Consider the following 16,002-nt stretch of genomic DNA (forward strand, 5'->3'; position numbering starts at 1 on the left):
GGTACGCACGGTCTTCGGGAGAGGCTGAGGCGTCCCGGACGTGCATAGATTAGAGTTGACTTATATAAGCGCTTGATGCACAATGCCGACAACGGGGAGGCCGCCGTCGCAGGCGGCGCTCCGACGGAAAGGAGTGAGGACAGCCATGACCGAGACCAAGAGCGCGCCCGCCGAGACCTATCGTGAGGTCGGTCGGCGTACGATCGCCGCGGGCGAGGCCCACACCGCGCTGATTCGCCGGACCTTCGCTGCGCCCGTGCAGGACGTCTGGGATGCCTGTACCGATCCCAAGCGCATCAACAGGTGGTTCATGGAGCCGGCCGGCGACCTCCGGGCCGGCGGGAACTTCGCCTTGGAGGGCAACGCCAGTGGCAGCATCCTGAAGTGCGAGGCTCCCCGACGCCTCGCGCTCACCTGGGAGTACGGGGACGATCCGGCGGCCTACGTGGAGCTGCGCCTGTCCGAGGCCGAGGGCGGCGGCACGGTCCTGGAGCTGGAGCACGCCTCGGTGAGCGAGTCCTTCCTGGTCAACAATCCGGAGACCGGGGACTGGGGGGTGGGAGTCGGCTGGGAGATGCCGCTCGACTTCCTGGAGGGCTACCTCAAGGGTGAGACGCCGGACGCCCCGACCTCGGAGTGGTTCGAGTTCACTCCCGAGCTGGAGAAGCGCGCGGCCGAGCGGGGGGCCCTCTGGGCCAGGGCCGTCGAGGTCGCCCTTTCGCGCTCCGTCAAGAACGCCTGACCTCCGGCGTCTGGGGTCTTCGGCCCCGGTCTTCGGCCCCGAGGGGCCGAAGACCGGGGCCGAAGCGTGTCCGGGGTCGACGGAGGTGTGGCGGACAGCTCATTTGCTATATATAATTATAGTAATTTTCCGTGTTGTCCTACGGTATGGGGTAGGTCGAATGGGCGAGATGGTGCAGGTGCCGGGAGGAACGTTCCCGATGGGCTCGCCTCCGTGGGTCCTCGACTGGTTGGAGCGCGAGAGCCAGCCCTTCCCCAGCGAGTGGTTCGGTGACGAGACGCCCCAACTGACGCGGACCCTGCGGCCCTACTGGATCGACCGGTGCCCCGTGACCGTCGACGAGTTCGCGGAGTTCGTCCGGGAGACCGGCTACCGCACCCTGGCCGAGCGCACGGGCCGGGGCATGGTCTACGGCGCCGACTACTGGGAGGAACGGGTCGGGGCCTGCTGGCACAGCCCGGCGGGCGAGGGGCGGGTCGAGGGATACGGCGCCCATCCGGTCGTCCACGTCTCCTTCGAGGACGCGTGCAGTTACGCGGCCTGGGCCGGGAAACGGCTCCCGACCGAGGCGGAGTGGGAGTTCGCCGCACGGGGCCCCGACTTCCGCCTCTGGCCCTGGGGTAACGACTGGCGTCGGGAGAACGCCAACACCGCCGAGTACCACGCCGGTCGCCTCCACTCTCCGGGACAGTGGCGGCGGTGGTGGGAATCGGTCCGTTCCGAGGTCGGTCCGCTACCGCGGACGACGGCCGTCGGAGCGTTCGGACCGGTGGGCGACAGTTACTTCGGCTGCTCGGACATGGCCGGCAACGTCTATGAGTGGAACTCGACTGTCGCCCACCTCTACGACGAGACGGCGGAGTGCGACGCCACACTGCGCATGATCGTGGGGCGCTACCACGTGATTCGAGGTGGTTCGTGGATGAACTTCCGTTATCAGGCGCGGTGCGCCGAGCGGATGTACGGAGACCCGGACGGATGGTCCAACTTCGCGACGGGGTTCCGGTGCGCCCGGGACGCGTAAGGAAGGGAGCGGCAATGGTCACGATCGTGCTGTCATCGGCTTGGGCCCAGGGCGGGCAGACGAGGTTCGAGGCGAGGGAGGGCGTGCTGAACGACGTCCTGAAGGAGTTCGCCGCCGACCAGCCCAGCTACCGCCACCGGCTGCTGGGCAGGGACGGTGAGCCGTTGGGCTACTTCAACGTCTACCTGGGCGACGAGTTCGTGCCCCGCGGCCGTAGGGCCCTGGCCCAGGTGCGGCCTGGCACGACCGTCACTATCGTTCCGCCCCTGGCCGGCGGCTGACCCCGGCCCTGCCCTCAAGGCGCGCGCGCACCCGCGCGATGTCGGCGAGCATCCGCTCCCGCTGGTCCTGCCCGCAGAACGCGGCACGCACTCCGGTCTCGGCCAGATCCACTATTCGGGAGGGGGAGAGGTCCCACCGCCGGGCGCAGAGCCGGTACTCGTTCTCCAGGTCGGTACCGAACATGGCCGGATCGTCGCTTCCCAGCGTCACCGGGACCCCCGCGTCGAGGAGCACCGGCAGTGGGTGGGAGTCCAGGGAGTCAGCGGCCCCGGTGCGCAGGTTCGAGGTCGGGCACACCTCCAGGGTCACGTTCCGTTCGACGAGGAGTTCCAGCAGTGCGGGGTCGTCGGCAGCCCGGATCCCGTGGCCGATCCGTTCCGCGCCCAGGTCCTGCACCGCCGACCTCACCTCACGGGCCGTGGTCGTCTCCCCGGCGTGCGGCACGCTGTGCAGTCCGTGGGCCCTGGCCCTGTCGAAGGCCTCACGGAATACGGCGCGGGGAGCTACGGCCTCGGGGCCGCCCAACCCGAAGCCCACCGTTCCCTCCGGCCGGTACCGGACCGTCCAGTCCACGGTGGCGAGGGCCCCTTCCGGGCCGTGGTCACCGGAGACGTCGAAGATCCAGTTCACCGTGACCCGGTGCCGCTCGGCGACCAGGGCCCGGCCCCGGCTCAGGGCTCCGGCGAGCGCGTCGGGCCGCAGCCCTCGGCGCAGGTGGGAGAGCGGCGTAACGGTCACCTCCGCGTAGCAGACGCCGTGCCCGGCCAGGTAACGGCCGAGGCCGCAGACGAGGTCCTCCACATCAGCGGCACTGGTGACCAGCGAGTTGACCGCTGTGTAGACCTCGATGAAGTGAGCGAACCCCGTGAAGGCGAAGTACTGGCGGACACCGTCGGCGTCGGTGGGCACCTCGTGTCCGCGACGGCGGGCGGCCAGGCGCGCCACGGTCTCCGGTGTCGCGGCTCCCAGCAGGTGCAGGTGGAGGTCCACCTTGGGCAGGGCGGTCAGGAGGGCGTCGAGGCCGAAGGCTTCCCCGGCGTGTGTCGGCTGCGGCAAGCATGGCCCCCCGAGTTGAACTACGTGTCTAGAATTCGCTATACACTATAGTAGTAAAAGAGTCGTGTGGTCGTGGGACGGTCATGTCCGCCGGATGGAGGTTTCCGGGTGCGGTTCGACTTCGAAGCGGTCGCTGAGAACTATTTGCGGCGACGCTTCCCGGGGGACCACAACGACCTGCGGGGGTTTCCGCGGACACGGCTCGACTGGGACGAGGAGTACTGCCGGAGGGTGGCTGAGCACTTCCACCGCGCTCCCGTGGGGCCCCCGCCCCCCTGGCTGCTGCGCTGCTACCGCAGCCTCCAGCGGGAGAGCCTGGCACAGTTCCGAGCGATGACCGGCGCCGGTCTCCGAGTCAGGCCGTTGCGGGACTCGGACGAGCCCTACCAGGGATCAGGGCACCTGCGGCGCAGCGTCCTCTCCACCGGGGTACTCCGGGTCTACCTGACCAGCTCCGGCCACGGTCCCGGCGAGGACCACCGGGCCCACCCGATGCGGGAGCTCTCACCGGTGCGGATCGACGGTGTGCGGTTCACCCACAACGACGTCTTCCGAGCCGTCCACGACGTCTTCGGGCACGTGATGCACGGAAACAGCTTCGGCCCCAAAGGGGAGTTCCGCGCCTCCTACCTCCATATGCGGATGTATCCGGAACAGGTGCGCCCGGTGCTGTTCGCCGAGCAGGTGGCACAGATCTGCTGGTTCTACTACGGGCCCCATCTGGCCGACGCCCGGGGACGGTTGCCGAGAATCGGCGAGACCGGATACCTTCCGCCGTCGGAGCGCCCCTATCCGGAGCAGAAGGTCGTCGCGCTCGACCCCGGGCTCCTGCGGGGCTTCCTCGCCCTTTTCCGGCGGAGCCCGCAGCGCTGAGGCGATCCCGCGGAGGTACGGCCGACCCGGGTCAGACCGAGGCGGTCGCGGTCGACAACGGGAAGTCGGCGACCCGGAGCGCGGGCATGGCCGTCCGTACGGAGCAGCCGCCCCATTCCCTCGGCAGGGTTCTGGTGGTCCGGCCCACCTCCGTTACCCGCTTCAACATCCCCACCGGACTCTCGTCGAACCGGAAGTTGCCCACCGTCCCGGTGATCTCGCCGTCCTCCACCAGGTACACCCCGTCCCGGGTGAGGCCGGTCAGCCGCAGCGAGGCGGCGTCCACCTGGCGCAGGTACCACAGGCTGGTCACGAGCAGGCCGCGCCGGGTGGACCCCACCATGCGGGCCAGCGGCGGGGCGTCCGCCGGACCCTCCAGCCGCAGGTTGTCGATCCTCGGGGTGGCCGGGACCCCGGCCGCCAGGGCTGACCTGCGGTCGTGCACGAGGGCGTTCAGTACGCCGTCCGCGAGCCACTGCGTCGTCCCCAGCCCGAGCCCGCTGTCGAAGACCGACGCGGCACCGTCGGCTCCCCGGGCCACCACGAAGGGTACCGACTCCAGGCCAGGCAGGCCGGGGTCGCTGCTGAGGGACAGCGGCTGGGAGGTGAGCCGTTCACCGAGCCGGGTTGCTCCTCCGGGTCGGCCGAAGACGGTACGGCCGTGCAGCGCGTCATCCGCGTCCAGCTCTCCGTACACGTGCAGCATCAGGTCCGCGACACACGAAGGGGACAGGATGACCTCGTAGCGTCCAGGTGGGAGCTCGGCGCGGCGGGCGCGGCGCGGACGCGCGCTCAGACGGTCGTCCATGGCCGTGACCCACCCCTCGGGAAAGGGTGATTCCGGGGTGATGGTCGCGCTGTCACCGATCCAGGAGGTCGCAGGGTCGTCGGTGCCGCGTGTGGTGAGGTCCATGAGAGCGGTGGGCCGTGTGTGCCGAAGCCGTACCCCCGTGGAGGAGGCCAGGTAGGTCGTCCGCACGTGCCGCTCGGCGTAACCGTGGAGCAGGAGCTTCCGCGCACGGGCCCTTGCGAAGGCGGAGCGCAGCTCATCGGGTACGGTACCGAGCGGCTCCTCGGGCTGGCACGGCGCGGGGGAGCTCCAGCCGGTGGCGGACCCGGCCGGGGCCTCGTGCCGGCGGGGTACGGCGGGGGCGCCCTCGACGACCGGATTCCGTCGGCAGGCGTGCCACGCCTCCGCCGCGATCCGGGAGGTGTCCACGTCGTGTACGCCGCTGTGGGAGACGACCCCGGCCGCGGTCCCCTCCCGGGTCTCCCGCATGGCGATGACGGTCGTGCGCCCTCCCTCGGCGCTTCCGCTGGCGGTCACGGTGTTGCCCGCCCATCGCAGGTGGGTCTCGCCGGTCTGGTCCACTATGACGACGCACGCGTCAGCACGGCAGTCCGCCAAGACCCTCTCGGCGGTTTCCTGCGGGGTACGGTCGGCCACTTCTCCTCCTTGTGCTCTGGCTCCTCGAACTCGCGGACCGCACGCGAAGTCAGACGGAACGCCGCACGTCCACGCCTTCGAACAGGGCGCTGGGGCAGCCGTGGCTGACCGCTGCCGACTGCATCGGCTGCCCTTTGGCGCACAGGTCGGCCCCGAAGAGTCTGTAGGTCTGCGGGCCCCCGAGGGCCGAAAGCGCAGCCCAGAAGTCCTGGGTGGTCCCCCGGTAGGCGACGTCGCCCACCGGTTCCGCGATCTTTCCGCCGCGGACGCGGTAACAGCGTTGCGCGGTGAACTGGAAGTCGCGGCGCTGCATGTCGATCGACCAGCCCGCTGCCCCCACGACGTAGATGCCGCTGTCCACTCCGGCGATCAGGTCCGGGGTCGAGGGGCCCTCCGGGGCGGGCCCGAGCGAGACGTTCGGCATGCGCTGAAGCGGGGAGTGCGCCGCCGATTCCGCGTACGAGCAACCGTTGGACCGCGGTAGGCCGACGGCCCGTGCGCCCTTGCGGTCGAGCTGGAGTCCGACCAGTACGCCTTCCTCCACCAAGGGCCATTCCTGCGCCGCCACACCCTCGTCGTCGAACCCGACCGTGGCCAGTCCGCTGCGCGCCGTACGGTCCGCCCGGACGTTCATCAGGTCCGACCCGTAGCGCAGGGTGCCCAGATCCGAGGGGGAGACGAAGGAGGTGCCCGCGTACCCGGCCTCATGTCCGAGGATCCGGTCGAGCTCGGTGGCGTGGCCCACGGACTCGTGCAGGGTGAGCCAGAGGTTGGAGGGGTCGATGACCAGGTCGTAGCGGCCCGGCTCGACCGGCGACTGGTGCAGCTTGTCGTGCAGGTGCCCGGGCAGTTCGGAGAGTTCGGCCTCCCAGTCCCAGTCGGTACCGGAGAGGTATTCCCACCCCTGTCCGCTGGGGCCCCCGAGTGTGCGCAGGCTGGCGGCCCGGCCCGTGCGAGGATGCGTTCCCACCGCCACGAGCATGGGATGCGTCCGCACGCGCCGCTGCATCGTCTCGGTCCCGGCCGAATCGGTGTAGAACTTGTTCTCCTCCGTGATCGCGAGCATCGCCCACACATGGGAGACGGTGGGGGAGGAGAGCAGGCGCCGGCTCCAGTCGGCCAGCAGCGCCGTGCGCTCCCCGGACGGGATGTCGAAGGGGTTCACCGCGTAGGGGGAGCGCCAGGTCTCTCGGTGTACCGGCTCGTCGACCGGGTCCGCCCCGCCCCGGCCCGTCCTCGCGGCCGCCTTCGCCAGGCTCATCGCGCGTTCCGCGCACAGCGCTGCGTTCCGCGGGCCGGGGGCGGTGCGGGAAGCGAAGCCGGTCCCTCCCCCGTGCAGGACGTGCACCGCCACCGCGGTCTCCGTGGAGTCGGAGCTGTTCGACGGTGCTCCGTCACGGAGGAAGACCGCCGAACGGCGGGTTCGCTCGACGCGTACGGACGTGTGGTCGGCGCCCAGTCGCGCCGCGCGCGCCAGGGCGGCATCCGCCGTCTCCCGAGGGCGGAGGCGGAGAAGCTCCTGATCCACTGAGCCTGGCACGTACCCCTCCCGGGTTGTGTCGCCGTCAGCGCAGAACCTAGCGATCCCCCGGAGGTCGCGCGAGGGGTCGCCGGGCCCCGGTCAGGTGATCGCGGACCTCTCCCCAGGTAGCGCGTATGGCGGGCCGACCAAGGTGCGCAAGAATGAAGTAGTATGTGATTAGAAAGTGAAATCACTATGAGTTTAAGGTGGTCTCCGATGTCTCGAACGCGCCGTAGGTACAACCAGTACTGTGGCCTGGCTTCGGCGCTGGACGTCATCGGGGAGCGCTGGACCCTGCTCGTCGTGCGTGAGCTCCTGCTGGGCCCCGCCCGGTACCGGGACTTGCTGGAGTCCCTGCCCGGCATCGGCACCAACCTCCTGGCCGAACGGCTCAAGTTCCTCACGGAGAGCGGTGTGGTGCGGCGGGCGGAGGGCGCCAACGAGCGCGGTTACGAGCTCACCGCGCACGGTGAGCTGCTGCGCGAACCCGTGCTCCAGCTCGCCCGCTGGGGCCTGAGCCACCTCGACCCCCCCGACACGGGTCAAGAGGTGCGGCCCCACTGGGGTTTTCTGGCGGTCCAGTCCATGATCGACCAGTCGCGTGTCGGGCCGTTCGACGAGAGTTACGAGTTCCGGGTGGACGGGGCCGACTTCCACATCCGTGTGGAGGGGGGCAGGGCCACCACCCATCACGGCCGTTGTGAGTCGCCGACCATGCTCGCGGTCACCGATGCGCGGACCTTCGTCGAGATCGGCTCCGGCAACCTCAGCCCGATCATGGCCGTGGTCGGTGGCCGGCTTTCGTTGGAAGGCGACCAGGAGTGCGTCCAGCGGGTCATGGAACTGCTCGGCCTGGTCGGGAGCGAGGATCCGCGGGGACAGGTGCGCGAGTCGGTCTGAGCGCCGGCGCCCGGTATCCGACGCGCCACCTGGCGTCCTGGGTTGCTTTGTCCCTTTTTCTTCAATGTGCTTTAAAAACAGATTCTCTTATGCCATCGTGTTGGCAGTGTCCCCGTGACTGTCGACGTGGAGGATGGTGGCTGCGGCGTGGCTGGCGCGTTCCGAAAGGCCCAGGCAAGGTCAGGTGTCGACCCGAGTCTCCCGATGGGGTGTGTTTTCGCCTCCTCTGCGGGGGTGCTCGTCGGGCCCCTGGGATGGCATCAAGTTAACTATAGTTATATAAACTACCTTGGCTTCTTCTCGGGTGACGGAACCTCCTCCGGGGCGGAGGTGGCACGATGAGCCGACTCGTCCCCACGGGCACCCGGAGCACGGTGGGCCAGGCGGTCCGGAGCCGGTTTCCCATCCTGTCCACCCGCCCGGGCGGTGCCGCCCTCACCTACCTGGACAACGCGGCCACTACGCAGAAGCCCGACACCGTGCTGGACGCGATCGTCGGCTACTACTCCCGTGACAACAGCAACATCGGCCGCGGTCACTACCGGCTCAGCCTGAACGCGACCGAACTGTACGAGGGCGCCCGTGAACGCGTGCGCGCCGCCCTGGGAGCCCGCCACGCGGACGAGGTGGTGTTCACCCAGGGGACGACAGCGGCGACGAATCTGCTGGCCGACACCTTCGGTGCCAAGGTCGTCGGCGCCGGGGACCAGGTCTTGGTCAGTGCTATGGAGCACAACTCCAACCTGCTTCCGTGGCGCAGGCTCTGCGAGCGCAGCGGCGCGGAACTGGTTGTCGTCCCCGTCGGACCGGACGGCCGCGTCGCGGCGGCGGACTTCCGTGCCGCCCTGGGGCCGCGCGTGCGACTGGCGGCTATCGCCCACGTCTCGAACGTGCTCGGCACCGTCAACCCCGTCCGCGAGATGATCGCCGACGCCCACAGGGACGGCGTTCCCATCGTGGTCGACGGAGCGCAGGCCGTCCCGCACCGTGCGGTCGACGTGGGCGAACTCGACGCCGACTTCTACTGCTTCTCCGGGCACAAGGTCTACGGGCCGACGGGTACCGGGGTCCTCTACGGAAGACGGGAGCTCCTGGCCGAGCTGCCGCCCTACCAGGTGGGCGGGGGGACCGTGAAGGGCGTCGAGCACGACGCGCCCGTCCGTTACGTGCCGACTCCGTCCGTTCTGGAGGCGGGAACCCCGGACGTGGCGGGCGCGATCGGCCTCGTCGCGGCTCTTGACTTCGTCAGCGGCCTCGGCTGGGACGCCGTGCGCCGACACGACGCCGAACTGGTCCGCCACGCCGTTCGGTCCCTGGAGGGCGTCGACCGGGTACGGGTCGTCGGGGACCCGGCGGCCGACCCCAGCGGTATCGTCTCCTTCCTGGTCGAGGGGGTCCACCCCTACGACGTCGGCGGACACCTCGACCGACACGGGATCGCGGTCCGCAGCGGGGTGCACTGCGCCAGCACGTTCCTCGACGACCTGGGTCTGCTCGGCACGGTCCGTGTCTCCTTCGGGGTCTACAACACGGTGGAGGAGGTCGACCTCCTCGCCCGGGCACTGGAAACGGTCAGTCCCGGTGAGTGGACCAGACACCACCCAGACAGCCGGTTTCTCTGAGATGCGGTTCGACACCCGGCTGGTCCAAAGCGGACGGGACCCCGACGGAACCGGGGCCACAGTGCCACCCATCCACGTTTCCACGACCTACGACCTGCGTCACCAGGACCCACCGCGCTACTTCTACGCCCGCGGGGAGAACCCCACCCGGGAGGCGCTGGAACACACACTCGCCTCACTGGAGGAGGCGCCCTTCGCCACCGTGTACTCCTCCGGGCAGGCAGCGGGGGACGCCGTGCTCTCGGTCGTCCCCCGGGGCGGCCGAGTGGTCGCCTCCGACGACGTCTACGGCGGCACTCGCGCCCTGTTCGCCCTCCTGGGCCGCAGGGGGATCACCGTAGACCATGTGGACCTCACCGATCCGGACGCCCTGCGCACGGCCCTGGAACGGGGACCGGACCTGGTGTGGATCGAGGCTCCGACCAACCCGCTGCTGAAGATCGCCGACCTGGCCGAGGTGTGCCCGCGGGCCCGCGCGGCGGGGGCGGTCGTCGTGGTGGACAACACGCTTGCCAGCCCCGTGCTCCAGCGACCGCTCGACCTGGGGGCCGATGTGAGCCTGTACAGCACGACCAAGTCGATCGCGGGTCACAGTGACGCGCTCGGCGGCGCCCTCGTGTACCGGGACGCCGAACTGCACGAGCGGCTGCTCTCCTACCGGACCGCCGTCGGCAACGTTCCCGGACCGCACGACTGCTACCTGGTGCACCGGGGGCTGAAGACGCTCTCCCTGCGGGTGGTCCGACAGGTGTCCAACGCGCGTGCGGTGGCCGAGGCACTGCGGGACTCGGGCCTCACCGGGGCCGTCCGGTACCCGGGACTCCCCGAGCACCCGCAGCACGAGGTGGCCGAGAGACAGATGTCCGGGCCCGGTTCCATCCTCGCCTTCGAGTGCCCGGTCGAACCGGATCGGCTCTTCAGCCGATTGAGGTTCCACTCCTGCGCGGTGAGTCTGGGCGGGGTCGCGTCGCTCATCCAGTGCCCTGCGCGGTCCACGCACGCGGGGATACCCCGCGGTACGCGGTTGGAGCTCGGGATCACCGACGGCCTCGTCCGGGTGTCGGCGGGGATCGAGGACGCCGCGGACCTGGTCGAGGACCTGTTGACGGCACTGCGCGCCACGGTGTGACCGGGGCGCGCCACGACGCTGAGGGGTGAGGTGTGTGGAGGCTAACAGGAGGCCGGAGACCGGAGCGGGAGGGGAAGCGGCCCTCCCCCCGATCACGGACCGGCGCGAAGCCGATCGGGCGAGGCGGGTCGGCGTATGAGGATCCTCGTCACTGGGGCGGCCGGATTCATCGGTTCGAACTACGTTCGGCGCCTGCTGGCGCCCCCCTCACCGGACCCATGGCCCGGGCCGAGTCGGGTCACCGTGCTGGACAAGCTCACCTACGCCGGGAACACGGCCAACCTCGAAGCGGTGGAGGCCGCACCCGGGTTCACCTTCGTGCGGGGTGACACCACGGACGCCGTCGTGGTCCGGGAGCTCGTCCGCTCGCACGACGCGATCGTCCACTTCGCGGCCGAGTCGCACGTCGACCGGTCCATCCTCGCGGCACGGGATTTCGTCGAGGCCAATGTCCTGGGTACCCAGACACTGCTCGACGCCTGCCGCGAGTACGGAGTCGGCCCCTTCGTCCAGGTCTCCACCGACGAGGTCTACGGCTCGGTGGATTCGGGTTCCTGCACGGAGGAGTCCCCGCTGCGCCCCAGCTCGCCCTACGCCGCGTCCAAGGCGGCGGCGGATCTGCTGGCGCTCTCCTACAGCCGGACACACGGCCTGGACGTGCGGATCCTCCGCAGCTGCAACGCCTACGGCCCCTACCAGTTCCCGGAGAAGCTGGTCGCACGGTCCGTCACCCGCCTCCTGGAGGGCGGAGAGGTGCCTCTCTACGGCGACGGCGCGCACGTGCGCGAGTGGATCCACGTGGACGACCTGTGCGACGCGGTGCAGCGCGTCCTCCTGCGTGGCCGCGGCGGGCAGGTCTACAACGTCGGCGGCACGGAGCTGACCAACAGGGAGACGGTCGGCGTCCTGCTCGCTGCCTGCGGGAAGGGCTGGGAACGGGTCCGTCACGTGGAGGACCGCAAGGGGCACGACCGCCGCTACTCGGTGGACTGGGCCAAGATCCGTTCGGAACTGGACTTTCGGCCGACCGTCGATCTGGCGCGCGGTATGGCCGACACGGTCGACTGGTACCGGACCCACCGCCGTTGGTGGCGGGACTCCGTGGGCGCCGCCCCCGTCTGACCCGGGGCCCGCACGCCCCCCGTTCTCCCGTAACGTCCGCTGCGCCCCAGGAGGTATCACATGTCCGTGCACGACCCCGATCCGCACCGCCTCAAAAGCGAACAGCGTGCCACCTGGGACGCCATCAGTCCGGGATGGGAGGTCGTGTTCGACACCTTCGAACAGGGCGCGGCCCGGGTGACGGACCACCTCCTGGACCTTGGCGGTGTCCGGCCGGGTCAGCGGGTGCTTGATGTTGCCACGGGCCTGGGGGAACCCGCGTTGACGGCCGCCGAGGCGGTCGGCCCGGACGGGAGCGTTCTCGGTGTCGACATCTCTCCGGAGATGCTGGAGGTCGCGGCTCGCAGGGCCGCCGGCCGGAGCAACGTCGGATTCGCCGTGGCGGACCTGGAGGACATCGACCACGGGCCGGCCTCCTTCGACGTGCTTCTCAGCCGGTGGGGGCTGTCGTTCGCGGTGGACCGCGTGGGCATGATGCGCGCGCTCGCCCGGCTGCTCGTGCCCGGCGGACGCCTGGCCGCCGCCGTCTGGGGGCCGCCGGGGTCGGCGCCGATGATGTCGTTCGGCTACGGGGTGATCGGCCGCCTCCTCGAACTCCCGCCGCCCCCACCCGGCGCTCCCGGGCCGTTCACCATGGCCGATCCGGATCGGTCAGCCGCCGAACTGCGGGAGGCGGGGTTCGGCGAGGTGACGGTCACCGAGATCGTGGTGCCGTTCCGTTTGGCGACGGGCGCGGACTACGCGGAGTTCACCCGTTCCGTGGCACCGCCCGCGCTGATGGCGCGCGTACGCGACAGGTACGGTACCGAGGACGCCCCCGAGGTCTGGCGGGCGGTCGCCGAGGAAGCCGAGGCCGCCTACGCTGCCGCTGACGGCCTCACGCTGCCCTCGACGACGTACTGCCTGCGCGCGGTGACACGGGTTTCCTAGGGCCTGTTTGGCAAGTCAGAGCCATTCGTTGATGGCGGCGATCTGGACGGTGGCCTCGTGGCGAAGCGCGAGCTTGTCATAGCGCGTGGCCACCGCCCGGGAGCGTCTGAGCCGGTTGGTCCCGCACTCCACCGCGTGACGGGCCCGGTAATCGACCTTGTCGAAGGCCGGCGGGCGCCCGCCCCGCCTCCCTTTGCGCTTGCGGTTACGCATCCGGTCCACGGGCTCGGGAATCGTGTGCGCGATCTTGCGTCTACGCAGGTAGGAACGGATCTTCTTCGAGCTGTAGGTCTTGTCCGCGCGCACCCGCACCGGCCTGGTGTGCGCGGGCCCGCTCCGCCGATGTCCGGCCACCCGGATACCCTCCACCACCGGCTCGAACTGCGGTGCATCCCCCCGCTGCCCGCTGGTGAGAACCACCGACATCGGCTTTTGGCCCTGTTCGCAGGCCAGATGGGTCTTCGTGCTCAAACCCCCGCGCGAGCGGCCCAGCCCGTGATCGTCGGGCTCGACCGTTTCGTGATCTTGGCCTTCCCCTTCTGTTCGCGGCCCCGGCGGCGTGCTGGTGGGCACGCACCACGGTGGAGTCCACGTTGATGTCCCAGGTGATCAGTCCCGCTGGGTCGGCTCTTGGGCGCAGGCCGGTAAGCATCTGGGTCCAGGTGCCGTTGCGGCTCCAGCGGTGGAAGAGGCCGTAGACGCTCTGCCAGGGCCCGTAGCGTTCGGGTACGTCTCGCCAGGGAGCGCCGACCCGTACCCGCCAGCGGATGCCGTTGATCAGTCGGCTTTTGGAGCGTGAGGGCGGGCGGCCGGTGGTGGGGTGGGCAGGAGTGGTTCGAGCAGTGCCCATTGGGTGTCGGTGAGGTCACCGCGTCCGGGGCCGGGTAGGGTCACAGCGAAGCCTTCGGTGGGCTTGGTCTTCTTGGTCGTTGACTCGTCTACCGAAGGCTTCGCCTATGTGCGGGGTGACACGCCTGGTGTTACCGGATCGGTGCTTTTGCCCCTGATCGCACCAGTTGCCAAACAGGCCCCAGCGGGTCCGGCGCGCGGCCCGCGCACCCCGTCAGCGGTGGACGAGGCCGCGCGCCGCGGCACGCACGACGTACTCGCTGTAGGGAGACGGCCCGATCTCCCTGGCGAGGGCAAGGCAGCCTTCCACGTCGATGTATCCCTCGCGGAGGGCGATCTCCTCCAGACAGGCGACGCGTACCCCCTCCCGGCGCGCGGTCTCCCGCACCAGCAGGGCCGCCTCCAACAGGGAGTCCTCGGTCCCCGCGTCCATCCACAGCACGTCGGGGCCCAGGTCCACGAGCCGTGCCCGGCCCTGTTGGAGGTAGGCCAGGTTGACGTCGGTGATCTCCAGTTCCCCCCGGTCGGAGGGCTTGACCCCGGCGGCGATGTCCAGGACGTCGTTGTCGTAGAGGTAGAGCCCGGTGACCGCCAGGTGGGAACGGGGGCGTGCGGGTTTCTCCTCGATGGACCGGAGCACGCCCCGGGGGTCCACCTCCGCCACCCCGTAGCGGTGGGGGTCCGGTACCCGGTGACCGAAGAGGACGCACCCGTCCAGGTCCTCGGCTGACTCCCGGAGCCGCTGGGGCAGGCTGGGGCCGTGGAACAGGTTGTCGCCCAGAACGAGCGCGACGTCGTCCGAGCCCACGAAGCCGGCGCCGATGGTGAACGCCTCCGCCAGCCCGTTCGGTTCCGCCTGCGCGGCGTAGGAGATGTCGATCCCGAGCCGGTGCCCGTCGCCGAGCAGGAGCTGGTACCGGGGCAGGTCGTGCGGTGTCGACACCAGCAGGATCTCACGCACGCCCATCTCCATGAGCGTCGCGAGCGGATAGTGGATCATGGGCTTGTCGTAGACGGGGAGCAGGTGCTTGGAGATCGACTTGGTCAGAGGGGAGAGCCTGCTGCCGTTGCCTCCCGCGAGGACGATGCCTTTCATCGGGACTCCTTCGTGGATATCCCGGCGTGCAGGCCGGGAGGAAACGAAGCTCCTGCGGAGCGGGGCAAGGGAAGACGGGTCGCCTCGAGGGTGATTCGACGTCGGCGGCCACCGGCCAGCGCTCGGCACCCATACCGGAGCCGATACGACGTGAGGCCCGGTACGGTCGGCGGCGCCGCGTTTACCGCGCGCGGTCGTCCGCCGCGCCGCCGGTGGTGCCGAAGTACGAGACCGCCCGGTACTGGCGTGAACTCGTCGTGGCCGGCTGGCCCCTCCCCTCCTCGGAACCGTCCTCGGCGCGCGGGGCGCCCCAGGGGAGACCGCTTCCGCACGTCCGTACCCGGACGCGCGGGAGCGGCATCACCCATGACCGCGGCGCGGACGCGGCGATCAGCATCGAGGCGGCCGGGTCGGCCGCGTCTGCCGGGCCCCCGCTGCGCGGTTCCGGCGAAGCCCGCACAGTAGGGGCGGGAGCTGGCGTGAGACCTCAACGGGAGTCCTCCCGAACCGGGCAGTCGGTGATGAAGCAGCAAACCTGACCAGCGATGGTCGGAAGCCCCTCCCCGGGGAGGGGGAGAAGTCAACCCGGCCAGCGGAGGTAGGCGGGGGCGGGGCGCCCCGGCAGGAGTCGGAACTCACCGCGGTCGAGCCCCAGCGTCTCCCGGACGGCGAGGTTCTCACCGGGCCACTTGGGGTGGTCGAGCTCGTCGAAGGCGAGTACGCTGCCCCGGGTCAGGTAGGGCCGGACGCACTCCAGCGCGGCCCGGCTCGGCTCGTAGACGTCCAGGTCGAAGTAGGCGAGGGCGATCACGGTGTGGGGGTTGTCCGCCAGATAGCGGGGCAGGGTCTCCCTGACATCGCCCTCGACGACGATCGTGCGGTCGCGGACGTGCCGGAGGTGGTCGGCCTCCTCGTGGGCCGCGATCACCGCTCGCAGATGGTCGGGGTAGTCCGGGGGCAGGGCGAACCTCCCGACCACGGCGCTCGGACTCACCTCGTCCACGGGTGAGACGTCGGGGAACCCGGTGAAGGTGTCGAAACCGACCACTCTGCGGAAGGGGTTGTAGGGCTCGTACACGCTCCTCAGCGCGGTGAACGCCGCGAGGTGTCGACCGTGCCGCACACCGAACTCCATGATGACCCCCGGGACGTCGAGGACCATCCGGTAGAGGGCGTCCATGGAGAGCAGGTCGGCCAGCTGCTGCCTGCGAAGGTAGAGGGGGAGGGCGTCGACCAGTTCCTCCGGGGGGATCGGGGTCTCGGCCAGGAGCCGGGCCAGTTCGCGCCGGGTCTCCAGCTCCGGTTCGGAATCGTGGGGGAAAACCCGGAGGTCCCTGCCGTCCGCTTTCTTCAAGGGTGTCCTGCCTTCCTGTTCGGAGCCGCGCCGGGGGCTTCCGCGGAATCGTCG

The 16,002-nt window shown here is 70.1% G+C and carries 14 protein-coding genes and 1 pseudogene; 9 read left to right on the top strand and 6 right to left on the bottom strand.

Features of this window, described 5'->3' with window-relative positions:
- The first annotated feature begins 145 nt into the window (after window positions 1-145).
- From AC0VYD_RS09975 to AC0VYD_RS09985, 3 genes are all read left to right on the top strand, one after another.
- Complete coding sequence (locus AC0VYD_RS09975; RefSeq protein WP_475479594.1) at window positions 146-742, top strand: SRPBCC family protein; 597 nt, start codon at window positions 146-148, stop codon at window positions 740-742.
- A gap of 169 nt (window positions 743-911) precedes the next feature.
- A complete protein-coding gene (locus tag AC0VYD_RS09980) occupies window positions 912-1,766 on the top strand; it encodes a formylglycine-generating enzyme family protein (protein WP_475480232.1) in 855 nt (284 codons plus the stop codon).
- A gap of 14 nt (window positions 1,767-1,780) precedes the next feature.
- Entirely contained in the window at window positions 1,781-2,047 is a 267-nt protein-coding gene (locus AC0VYD_RS09985; protein ID WP_475479595.1) for a MoaD/ThiS family protein, read from the top strand.
- On the opposite strand, the gene add is transcribed toward AC0VYD_RS09985, so the two are convergent.
- A complete protein-coding gene (gene add / locus AC0VYD_RS09990) occupies window positions 2,019-3,104 on the bottom strand; it encodes an adenosine deaminase (protein WP_475479596.1) in 1,086 nt (361 codons plus the stop codon). The two genes, AC0VYD_RS09985 and add, sit on opposite strands and share 29 nt — an antisense overlap.
- A 108-nt stretch (window positions 3,105-3,212) precedes the next feature.
- Between add and AC0VYD_RS09995 the strand changes: the two genes are divergently transcribed.
- Window positions 3,213-3,977 carry a hypothetical protein gene (locus tag AC0VYD_RS09995; protein ID WP_475479597.1) on the top strand — a complete coding sequence of 255 codons (765 nt, stop codon included), beginning with the start codon at window positions 3,213-3,215 and terminating at the stop codon, window positions 3,975-3,977.
- Window positions 3,978-4,008: 31 nt separating this feature from the next.
- Here the strand turns inward: AC0VYD_RS09995 and AC0VYD_RS10000 are convergent, their stop codons facing one another.
- Window positions 4,009-5,424 carry a metallopeptidase TldD-related protein gene (locus tag AC0VYD_RS10000; protein ID WP_475479598.1) on the bottom strand — a complete coding sequence of 472 codons (1,416 nt, stop codon included), beginning with the start codon at window positions 5,422-5,424 and terminating at the stop codon, window positions 4,009-4,011.
- Window positions 5,425-5,473: 49 nt separating this feature from the next.
- Complete coding sequence (locus AC0VYD_RS10005; protein ID WP_475479599.1) at window positions 5,474-6,952, bottom strand: TldD/PmbA family protein; 1,479 nt, start codon at window positions 6,950-6,952, stop codon at window positions 5,474-5,476.
- A 210-nt stretch (window positions 6,953-7,162) separates the two neighbouring features.
- Here AC0VYD_RS10005 and AC0VYD_RS10010 point away from each other — a divergent pair, with 210 nt between their 5' ends.
- The 5 genes from AC0VYD_RS10010 (at window position 7,163) to AC0VYD_RS10030 (ending at window position 12,649) form a co-directional block, all read left to right on the top strand.
- The gene (locus AC0VYD_RS10010) at window positions 7,163-7,846 is read left to right on the top strand and encodes a winged helix-turn-helix transcriptional regulator (RefSeq protein ID WP_475479600.1); all 684 of its coding nucleotides are present in this window, start codon (window positions 7,163-7,165) and stop codon (window positions 7,844-7,846) included.
- Between the two features lie 338 nt (window positions 7,847-8,184).
- Entirely contained in the window at window positions 8,185-9,468 is a 1,284-nt protein-coding gene (locus AC0VYD_RS10015; RefSeq protein ID WP_475479601.1) for an aminotransferase class V-fold PLP-dependent enzyme, read from the top strand.
- Window position 9,469: 1 nt separating this feature from the next.
- Window positions 9,470-10,597 carry a trans-sulfuration enzyme family protein gene (locus tag AC0VYD_RS10020; protein WP_475480233.1) on the top strand — a complete coding sequence of 376 codons (1,128 nt, stop codon included), beginning with the start codon at window positions 9,470-9,472 and terminating at the stop codon, window positions 10,595-10,597.
- A 135-nt stretch (window positions 10,598-10,732) separates the two neighbouring features.
- Complete coding sequence (rfbB, locus tag AC0VYD_RS10025; protein ID WP_475479602.1) at window positions 10,733-11,719, top strand: dTDP-glucose 4,6-dehydratase; 987 nt, start codon at window positions 10,733-10,735, stop codon at window positions 11,717-11,719.
- Window positions 11,720-11,779: 60 nt separating this feature from the next.
- Window positions 11,780-12,649: a class I SAM-dependent methyltransferase gene (locus AC0VYD_RS10030; protein ID WP_475479603.1), complete on the top strand. Its 870-nt coding sequence runs from the start codon at window positions 11,780-11,782 to the stop codon at window positions 12,647-12,649.
- A 15-nt stretch (window positions 12,650-12,664) separates the two neighbouring features.
- On the opposite strand, the pseudogene AC0VYD_RS10035 reads toward AC0VYD_RS10030, so the two are convergent.
- The 3 genes and pseudogenes from AC0VYD_RS10035 to AC0VYD_RS10045 form a co-directional block, all read right to left on the bottom strand.
- Window positions 12,665-13,543 (bottom strand): annotated as a pseudogene (locus tag AC0VYD_RS10035) (IS5 family transposase).
- A 169-nt stretch (window positions 13,544-13,712) separates the two neighbouring features.
- Window positions 13,713-14,594: a sugar nucleotidyltransferase gene (locus AC0VYD_RS10040; protein ID WP_475479604.1), complete on the bottom strand. Its 882-nt coding sequence runs from the start codon at window positions 14,592-14,594 to the stop codon at window positions 13,713-13,715.
- Between the two features lie 580 nt (window positions 14,595-15,174).
- Window positions 15,175-15,948 (bottom strand): class I SAM-dependent methyltransferase, encoded by a 774-nt coding sequence (locus tag AC0VYD_RS10045; RefSeq protein ID WP_475479605.1) that lies wholly within the window; start codon window positions 15,946-15,948, stop codon window positions 15,175-15,177.
- Window positions 15,949-16,002: the final 54 nt, after the last annotated feature.

Source organism: Nocardiopsis sp. iso_40 (assembly GCF_056173285.1).

Bases quoted from the DNA above. Each gene is read 5' to 3' on its own strand.
- AC0VYD_RS09975 (WP_475479594.1), top strand. From the start codon at position 146: ATGACCGAGACCAAGAGCGCGCCCGCCGAGACCTATCGTGAGGTCGGT.
- AC0VYD_RS09980 (WP_475480232.1), top strand. From the start codon at position 912: ATGGTGCAGGTGCCGGGAGGAACGTTCCCGATGGGCTCGCCTCCGTGG.
- AC0VYD_RS09985 (WP_475479595.1), top strand. From the start codon at position 1,781: ATGGTCACGATCGTGCTGTCATCGGCTTGGGCCCAGGGCGGGCAGACG.
- AC0VYD_RS10010 (WP_475479600.1), top strand. From the start codon at position 7,163: ATGTCTCGAACGCGCCGTAGGTACAACCAGTACTGTGGCCTGGCTTCG.
- AC0VYD_RS10015 (WP_475479601.1), top strand. From the start codon at position 8,185: ATGAGCCGACTCGTCCCCACGGGCACCCGGAGCACGGTGGGCCAGGCG.
- AC0VYD_RS10020 (WP_475480233.1), top strand. From the start codon at position 9,470: ATGCGGTTCGACACCCGGCTGGTCCAAAGCGGACGGGACCCCGACGGA.
- rfbB (WP_475479602.1), top strand. From the start codon at position 10,733: ATGAGGATCCTCGTCACTGGGGCGGCCGGATTCATCGGTTCGAACTAC.
- AC0VYD_RS10030 (WP_475479603.1), top strand. From the start codon at position 11,780: ATGTCCGTGCACGACCCCGATCCGCACCGCCTCAAAAGCGAACAGCGT.
- AC0VYD_RS10040 (WP_475479604.1), bottom strand. From the start codon at position 14,594: ATGAAAGGCATCGTCCTCGCGGGAGGCAACGGCAGCAGGCTCTCCCCT.